This window comes from Methanoculleus sp. UBA291 (genome assembly GCF_002499755.1).
GTDB lineage: Archaea > Halobacteriota > Methanomicrobia > Methanomicrobiales > Methanoculleaceae > Methanoculleus > Methanoculleus palmolei.
Window position 1 is genome coordinate 24,775 of record NZ_DANC01000049.1, and the last position, 8,097, is coordinate 32,871.

General features: G+C 59.7%; 8 protein-coding genes and 1 tRNA gene. 8 read left to right on the forward strand and 1 reads right to left on the reverse strand.

What is annotated here, in order from left to right:
- The 3 genes from BP737_RS11970 to BP737_RS11980 all read left to right on the forward strand — a co-directional run.
- The coding region (locus tag BP737_RS11970) for a diphthine--ammonia ligase (protein WP_342686213.1) at positions 1-528 on the forward strand (528 nt) is incomplete at its 5' end.
- A complete protein-coding gene (locus BP737_RS11975; protein WP_292409373.1) occupies positions 525-1,091 on the forward strand; it encodes a type 1 glutamine amidotransferase in 567 nt (188 codons plus the stop codon). The genes BP737_RS11970 and BP737_RS11975, both read left to right, overlap by 4 nt.
- A gap of 94 nt (positions 1,092-1,185) precedes the next feature.
- Entirely contained in the window at positions 1,186-3,087 is a 1,902-nt protein-coding gene (locus BP737_RS11980; protein ID WP_292409371.1) for an ATP-binding protein, read from the forward strand.
- Here BP737_RS11980 and mmp10 read toward each other — a convergent pair.
- The gene (gene mmp10, locus BP737_RS11985) at positions 3,068-4,294 is read right to left on the reverse strand and encodes a methyl coenzyme M reductase-arginine methyltransferase Mmp10 (protein WP_292409428.1); all 1,227 of its coding nucleotides are present in this window, start codon (positions 4,292-4,294) and stop codon (positions 3,068-3,070) included. The two genes, BP737_RS11980 and mmp10, sit on opposite strands and share 20 nt — an antisense overlap.
- 178 nt (positions 4,295-4,472) lie before the next feature.
- On the opposite strand from mmp10, the gene BP737_RS11990 reads away from it, so the two are divergent.
- The 5 genes from BP737_RS11990 to BP737_RS12010 all read left to right on the forward strand — a co-directional run.
- Complete coding sequence (locus BP737_RS11990) at positions 4,473-4,757, forward strand: DUF504 domain-containing protein (protein WP_292409369.1); 285 nt, start codon at positions 4,473-4,475, stop codon at positions 4,755-4,757.
- A gap of 74 nt (positions 4,758-4,831) precedes the next feature.
- Positions 4,832-4,904, forward strand: a tRNA-Thr gene (locus tag BP737_RS11995).
- A gap of 1,596 nt (positions 4,905-6,500) precedes the next feature.
- Positions 6,501-6,797 carry a hypothetical protein gene (locus BP737_RS12000; protein WP_292409367.1) on the forward strand — a complete coding sequence of 99 codons (297 nt, stop codon included), beginning with the start codon at positions 6,501-6,503 and terminating at the stop codon, positions 6,795-6,797.
- A 63-nt stretch (positions 6,798-6,860) separates the two neighbouring features.
- A complete protein-coding gene (locus tag BP737_RS12005; protein ID WP_292409366.1) occupies positions 6,861-7,733 on the forward strand; it encodes a DNA-methyltransferase in 873 nt (290 codons plus the stop codon).
- Between the two features lie 194 nt (positions 7,734-7,927).
- Positions 7,928-8,097: hypothetical protein (locus BP737_RS12010; protein WP_342686214.1), on the forward strand; the 170-nt coding region annotated here is incomplete at its 3' end.

An 8,097-nucleotide genomic window follows, 5' to 3' on the forward strand; every position in this document is an offset into this window, starting at 1 on the left:
TACCGGGCCGCCGCGGCGGGTCTCCCCCTCGTGGAGGTGGAGACGGCAGGAGAGAAGGAAGCGGAACTCCTGGACCTCGCGCGTGCTCTCCTCCGGGCCCGGGAGGAGTTCGGGATCGAGGGGGTCGTTACCGGGGCGATCCTCTCGGCCTACCAGGCGACACGGGTCCAGCGGGTCTGCCATGAACTGGATCTCTGGTGCTTCAATCCGCTCTGGAATGTGGACCAGGAAGCCTATATGGAGGAACTTATCGGTGCCGGGTTTCGGGTCGTCATCGCAGGTGTCTTTGCCTTCCCCTTCGACGCATCGTGGCTCGGAAGGGAGATCGACCACCGCACCCTCGACGACCTCCGCACGATCGTCCGGAAGTACCGGATCGCCCTCACTGGCGAAGGAGGGGAATTTGAGACCTTTGTCACCGACGCCCCGTTTTTCTCCCAGCGGATAGTGATCGAAGAGGCATCGCGCGTTTATCGGAACTACAACGGCATCCTCCGGATCGAGCGGGCAGGGTTGGTGGCGAAATGATCCTGGTCGTCGACCTCTGTTACCGGGCCGGCTCGCTCTCCCGGGACGAGTTTGTCGGGCCGGTTGAACGGTTTCTCCGGGAGACCGGAACCCCGTTCACCACCTGCCACTATACCGCCGTCGGTACACCGGAGATCGAGGCTGCGGATGCGGTGGTCCTCTGCGGAACGGCACTGAAGGACACCGGATTTGCCGGGCACCTTGCGATGTTCCGGTGGCTTCTCGCGTTCGAGCGCCCGGTGCTCGGCATATCCTCCGGGATGCGGGTTCTCGCGGCGGTCTTCGGCGGCGGCACCGAACCGTGCTGTGAGATCGGCATGACCGGCATCCGGGTGCTCGCGCCCGATCCGCTCTTTGCCGGGAGGGAGACCTTCCCGGCGTACGAACTGCACGAATACGCTGTCCGGACCCCGGATCGGTTCGTACCCCTTGCTGCCTCCGACCAGTGCGTTCAGGCGATCCGGCACCGTTCCCTGCCCCTCTACGGCCTTCTCTTTCATCCGGACGTCCGGAACGAATGGGTCATCGAGCGATTTCTCCGGCTGGCGGAGACTTATCAGTAACACTTATCTTTTGACCCCGGGTAAAAGGGATAGAGATGCGCCGGGGAATGAAGTCAAAATCATTCAGTACCCGGACCCTGCCGGCAGGGGTGTGATGGTGGTGCCCGATCCGTTCAGGCTGCTCGTTATCACCGGAAGCCCGGACGACGCCTACAGGGCCGAGCAGGCGCTCCGGGGCGGCGGGATACCGACAGAAACGGCCCATTACCGACAGTTTGACGAAGCCCTCGACGTTCTCCAGCAAGAATCGTTCGACCTTATCCTGCTTGACCCCGGTCGGAAGCCGGATATTGTGGAGGAGGTGAACGATAAAGCCCCCGGTATTCCGGTTATTCTTCTCATCTCGCGTGGCGATCTGGATGTGGTGGTCGGTGCACTCTGGCACGGTGCGGACGATTACCTGGTTCGCGCGGACTTCACTCCCGGACGCCTGGTCTGCGCCGTTCGATACGCCGTCATGGCGAGGAATCTGGAGGTGGCCCTCGGCAACGCGGATCGCCTGTGGCGCGGGATCGGCAGGAGTCTCCATGAAGGGGTTCTGGTCGTCGAACGGGGGGGCACCGTCATCTTTGCCAGTGCCCGGATGACGGAGATCCTCGGCTGCGCTCCGGGTTCGATGCAGGGACTCTCCTTCCTCTCTTTCGTAGATCCGGGCGACGTTCCGCGGGCAAAGGCGCTGATCGACCGGGACGAGGGCGGGAGGATAGACGTCGAGTTTCGACTCCGGCGTTCCGACGGAACGGTGATCGACGCCAGGCTCGCCGCCTCTCCGGTCGTCGGCGGGAGCGCCGGGTACCCGGGTGTGGCCGTCGCTGTCATGGACATCACCGAGCAAAAACTCGCCGAGGCGAGGGCACGGGGCAGGAACGCCCAACTCTCAGTCATCAACCAGGTCGTCAGAGCCGCCACATCGTCTGCGGATCTGGATGAAATGCTGGCGGTCATCCTCAAAATGACTCTGGACTTTCTCGATTTTGAAGGAGGAGGCATATACCTGATCGGCCCCGGTCGGTTCAGGGCTGAGCGGGTCGCTGAAGTGGGGCTTTCGAAAGGGTTTTTGTTTCGACGGATCGTCGACATGGACGCCCCGCCTTACGACACAGTTCTCGGACGGGGTGTGGCGTACTTTGTGGAGGATTATCCGCGCTGTTATCCGCAGGACGCCGAAACCGGAATCCTGGCATTTGCCAGCATCCCCATTGTTGCCGGGGGACGGGTCATCGGCGCCGTCAACCTGGTCAGCAGGAACGCTCATGTCTTTTCCCCCGACGAGCGGGAGTTGCTCACCTCCATCGGTCGTGGAGTCGGAAGCGCCGTTGAGCGGATGCGGCTCCACGAGCAGGCGAATTTCTACCTCGATCTCATGACGCACGACATCAACAATGCAAACACCGCCGCCCTGGGTTACTTTACCCTTCTTGCGGAGACGCTTTCCGGGCCGGAGAAGGATCTTGCCGGGAAACTCGCGGTCGCCGTCAGACAGAGCGCCGAGATCATCGGAAACGTCTCGGCGATCCGCCGGATCGCGGAAGAAATCCCGATGTCCAGGCCGACGGCCCTCGATCCCGTCGTCGAAGGTGTTATAAATCTCTTTCCCGACGTCGATATCTGCTACGTGCCGCAGAACCGATGGGTCGCCGTCGACGATCTCCTGCCGGCAGTCTTCATAAATCTTGTCGGAAACGCCATCAAGTTCGGCGGTCCCGGCGTCTCGATCCGGATCACCACCAGGGAGGAGGAGGGGGCCGTTGTGGTCTCGGTTGAGGATACCGGCCCGGGGATCCCGGATGTTGAGAAGCCCCGGGTCTTTGAAAAATTCAGGAAGAGCGGTACAAAGAGCGGCAAAGGGCTCGGCCTCTATATCGTCCGCACGCTGATCGAGCGTTATGGAGGTCGGGTGTGGGTGGAGGACCGGGCGTCCGGGCATCCCGCATGCGGCGCTGTCTTCCGGTTCACGCTCCCGGCATGCCCGCCCATCACCGGCCGTAACGGTTGATCGTGTTGATCAGGGCCGAAAATCCTTCGAGCTCCTTCTCAAGCACTTCCGTTCGGGTCATGCCCATACTCATCTCTGCGTCGGCCGTCAGCATCTCGGGACCGCGCACCACCTCCCGGTCGACGCCGTCGGCGGAGAGGATTTCCCGGGCCTCAGCGTCGTGGACGAACGCCCGGCCGGGGATGATCACGACCTCTTCAAGTCTTTTGAGGTTCACCCCGGCGAGGTCGTCGGCAGTGATGAGGCAGGCGATCTCTTTTCTGACCTTGACGACCCTTGAGGTGGCGCCGCGGATCGAGAGGACGCGCTGGATGAAGGGTGCTGCGACGCTCCCGGTGACCACCGTCGCGCGCTTCCGGACCCGGGGGAGTTTCTTGAGCAGATCGGGTTCATGAAGGATTGCAAAGGGCGAACCGATCGAGGGGTCCCAGAGGGGAGTACCGCTGATCTTCATCGAGAACTGTTCGTTTAAGTTGGTGACGATGTCGCGGAACTCATCGACGGTGTGGACCCGCTGCCCCTCGATCAGCGGCGCGTTGCCGAGGATGAGGCCCTGGTCCGTCCTGTTTGCAAACCGCATCAGGATCAGCCCTTTTGCGCCCCGCTCCTCCAGCCACGCGCAGGTTTGTTCCAGGGGTTCGCCATCGTTGACGCCGGGAATAACGACCGCGGCAGCATAGACATCGATTGCACCGCAAAGTCGGTCGAGGGCCGCGAGTGAGGCTTCCGGCGTCGGGTCGTGCATCCACTGCCGCCGGAGGTTCGGGTCGGCGGCAAAAACGGTGTAAGAGATTTCAGCGAGACCGTTCTCAATGAGGAAGTCGGCGATCTCCGGGTCGTCAAACCCCTTGCCGCTGGTATAGCCGATGTGGATCGGCGCCTCCATGCTGCCGAGTAACTCGACAATATCGCGAAACGCCGGGTAGCAGCTCGGGTCCCCGCCACCGCTGATGGTGATCCGCTCGATGTCGTCGCCCATTATCTGGAGGTTTGCGAGCGTCTCGTCGGCGACGGTGCGGAGGTCCTTGAACCCTTCGTACCCTTCCCGCACGCCCCGGGTACAGTAGTCGCAGCCTTTCTGGAAAGGGAGGCAGTACTTGCAGCCGAACGACGTCGTCCCCTGGACGTGTTTGAAGTAACAGTACGAGCAAAACCCCCGGCAGTCGAGGCCGGGCCGGCCCCCGAGATCGACGTTGAGATGCGACATCCTGCTGGTACTTCTGTGCTCCTCGGTTATGAAGATTGCAGACCCATCCCCGGCCTTTGTCTCGCGGCCCCGGTTCGCCGGCCAATCGGGCATCCCTGTTGTGTTTTTTTTGGTGAAGGCAACTGTCGGGGGCGGGCGGCGACACCTTTATGGGTTGGCGGAGCGAGGAAGCCCTGGTATGCGGACAAGCCACCGGCTGCTGCTCCGGCTTTATCACGACCCCGGCTATGATTTCTCCCGTGTCGAAGTCGAGTACGTCGACCGGGGAGCACCGGGTGACCGCTCGAGGGTGCAGGGCGACAGGATCATTGCGCTCGACGCGCAGTACCTGGAGGTGGACGCCGGGACCTACGTCGCCTGTATCCCCTATCACCGGGTCCGGCGGGTCCTCTACAAAGGAGGGACGGCCTGGGAACACTCCGGGAGGGAGCGTGGCGAGCAGCAGGAGTGTGAGCACCGGTAGGTGTGAGTTACGGGGTCTGATATAAGGAACCGGCGCCATCTTTTTTACCGCAGACGACCCACAACATAAGGTGTGCCCCAGTGGCTTAGCTGGCAGAGCGGCTGACTTGTAATCAGCAGGTCCCGAGTTCAAACCTCGGCTGGGGCTTGAAAAAGTCAAGTTCTTAATCCTTTCCTGAAATGAAGGCCGTAACATCAATACCTACTGTGTGGGTCTAAATAAAGAAAATACGGCCGCGCGCGTCCAGGAAACAGCATGATGTCGCGTTGGTTGCTTGCGCATTACCTCTCTTTCTCATCGGAGTACTTCTGGAGGAGGGGGAGGGGGCAAGCTTCGCTTCACCCTATAACATAAGAAGCCTAGTAATAAGCGTTGATGCCTGAAGGCATTCAAGAATTATCCCGGACACGATACGAAACAGGATGTAAACTATCGATAGATCTAACCATCTCATTCCACCCCAAAGAGAACCACAACTTCCTTCTGATAACGAAGTCATCCCAGAAGTGTCTAACGCTGAAGATTCATATCGTTCAGAGTATTTTGACACATCCTCGGGAGGAATTGAGCAATTTTTGGTGTCAAATTGCTGACACGGCTTCCCTCCGGGTATCGCCACGCGGGGGAGGGGCCGGGAGGGGGAAACCCCCTCCCGGCTGAGGTGTTTTGGGACGACCTCAACCTTCCGAAAAAATACAAATTCGATGTACCTTGGGACACACCTGTCAAAGCATATCGTCTCGCGAGGGGAGAGGAGGGGCATCGTCGACCACTGTCGGCAGGGTGCATTTTATTTGACAAAGACACTGGTGCCTTCTGCAGTTACTGGGTTGACGACATATCCGAGCGGGTGAATCTCTGGCACCTACCATTCCCCTTCGAGACAGGGACGCACTCTACGGTTTGTCATCGGCTTGATCCCGAATGGGTCGATCAAAAGACGGGCAAGCCATATGTCTCCTCCGTCAACGAACCCACCTGCGCCTACTGCCATAACTGGTTGCTTCCCGGTGATCTTCGTTCCCGACCGGCGGTTCGCACGGTCGATGCATCATACTACAACATCGCACCCCGGCAAGCATACTGCTCCCCCGAGTGTAGGTATAAGGCTCAACTTGAGCGCCAAAAACGGCGGTATCATTGTAACAAGGCAAATCGCGGGAAAGTTACCTTCGGAGAATGGCTTGACAAGGGCTGCCCCCTCATCCCCAAGATCCGGGCCGCCGAAATGGATAACCCCTCCTCCCCTTCGCCCATCAACGCCCTGATCCGTTTATCCACCAGTGTTCGATCGGTCTCGCCATCCTCATCTCTCCTCTGAATACGATTATCGTCCTCGGGTACCCCAAATAGGTTTCTCTCGGTCACGTCTCCCCCCGTTCTTCACCGCCATCCTCTCCCGGGCCTCGAGAACGCGGGGTAGTTGACATCTTTTATCGTCTCTTTTGGAGCTTAAGGAAGTAGCGTTCTTCTCCGTCCGTACATGAAGCCGGAGACCCCTGGATGAGAAGCCGACCCGCACATTTCGTCAGTCTGGAGGGCCGCCTCTGGCTATATCGGGACCCTTGAGGCGACGATCCACTGCCTCCGGGAGAATCCCTACCTGCCGTACCCTGACAGTGATATGGCATTAACGTTATATCACCTCCCGGAAGAGATTACCTCAACTGTCACTCAACCGGAGGAATCACCACGAAGATCAAGGTCGCCCGCTGTTTTGCAGAAGAAAGTGCCGATACGCCGGTGGTCCTGGAGATCGCGGTAGACCAGGAGATCGTCCTTTCCGCCGATGAGATCCTCTCGTTTGCCTCCGTTCACGGTGACTTTATCTGTGTCTCCGACCGCATCTCCCACCGGTTCGAGGTCACTCTCTCTCCGGAGAGCCGTCTTGAGGTCCTCAAGGACGCGCTCCTTCAGGTCGTCCACCTTGAACGTGATAGTTGCGGGAACGGGGGGCTCAACCCCTACGAGGTCGAGGACCTCATCGACGCGCTCGAGAAAGCCCGGCAGACGGTGCTGGATGGAGACGACACATCCTGATCCCCGCTCCGGTGCCGGCCTCCCGGTTCGTTCACCTTTTTGCGGAGGACTGCGAACCTGTAGATGATCGGAGTGGCAGAAGAGGAGAGAGGAGTGTCTGGGTCCGGCGGGCTTGCCGTCAATACCATCCATACCATGGACTGCCTGGAGGGCATGCAGCGCCTCCCGGCAGGTTCCATCGATGTTATCGTCACATCGCCGCCCTACAACATCGGGAAGGAGTACAATTCCTACAACGACCGAAAGCCCCGGGAAGATTACCTGAACTGGATCGGCGCGGTCGCGGCCGGGGTCGCCCGGGTCCTCGCCGACGACGGCTCGCTCTTCCTCAACATCGGCGGAAAACCCCGGGACCCCTGGATACCCTTCGACGTCATCCAGCAGTTCCGTCCTCATTTTGCGTTGCAGAACGTCATCCACTGGGTCAAGTCGATTGCCATCGAGAAGGAGGATGTCGGAGAGTATGAAAATATCGCCGGCGATATCGCCGTTGGACACTACCAGCCGGTGAACAGCTCCCGCTATCTGAGTCAGTGCCACGAGCACATCTTTCACTTCACAAAGATGGGTGATGTGGCTCTCGACAAACTGGGCATCGGTGTGCCTTACCAGGACAAGAGCAACATCGGGCGGTGGAAAGCAGCGGAACGCGACCTCCGCGACCGGGGAAACACCTGGTTCATCCCCTACCGGACCATCCGCTCTTCCCGGTCGCACCCTACCAGTTTCCCGGTGAAACTCCCGGAGATGTGCATCCAGCTCCACGGATGCCGACCCGGGACGCTTGTCCTGGACCCGTTCATGGGCATCGGGAGCACGGCGCTTGCGGCACTCGCTCTCGGTGTGGATTACATCGGGTTTGAGATCGACCCGATCTACCGGGAGATCGCAGAGGCCCGGATCGCTGAAGCCCGCCTGCGGGAACAGCAGGAGTGATACAGATCTTTTTCTGGGGTCGTGGGAAATCGAGCCCCTGCCGGCATCCTCGTCACGCTCACGGCGGCGTCGGTAATCCTGGCCGGGTGTGAGTTACTCTTCCTAAGTTCCACTGATATTCATCAAAAATTTCGTCATGACCGAGCCTATTATATAATACGGATGGTATGTTGTCCCGGCCAGAGGAGAACAAGATGGATATCAAATATGTATCAACGATATGTCCCTACTGCGGCACCGGATGCGGGTTCAACCTCGTTGTCCGGGACGGCATGGTTTTTGACGTGACGCATTGGCAGCGCGCACCTGTCAACGGGGGCAAACTCTGTCAGAGAGGGCGTTACGCCCATGAATTCATCAACAG

What these genes read in the sequence shown, in the direction of transcription:
- BP737_RS11980 (WP_292409371.1), top strand. Translation starts at nt 1,186, where the DNA reads ATGGTGGTGCCCGATCCGTTCAGGCTGCTCGTTATCACCGGAAGCCCG.
- BP737_RS12005 (WP_292409366.1), top strand. Translation starts at nt 6,861, where the DNA reads ATGATCGGAGTGGCAGAAGAGGAGAGAGGAGTGTCTGGGTCCGGCGGG.
- BP737_RS11975 (WP_292409373.1), top strand. Translation starts at nt 525, where the DNA reads ATGATCCTGGTCGTCGACCTCTGTTACCGGGCCGGCTCGCTCTCCCGG.
- mmp10 (WP_292409428.1), bottom strand. Translation starts at nt 4,294, where the DNA reads ATGTCGCATCTCAACGTCGATCTCGGGGGCCGGCCCGGCCTCGACTGC.
- BP737_RS11990 (WP_292409369.1), top strand. Translation starts at nt 4,473, where the DNA reads ATGCGGACAAGCCACCGGCTGCTGCTCCGGCTTTATCACGACCCCGGC.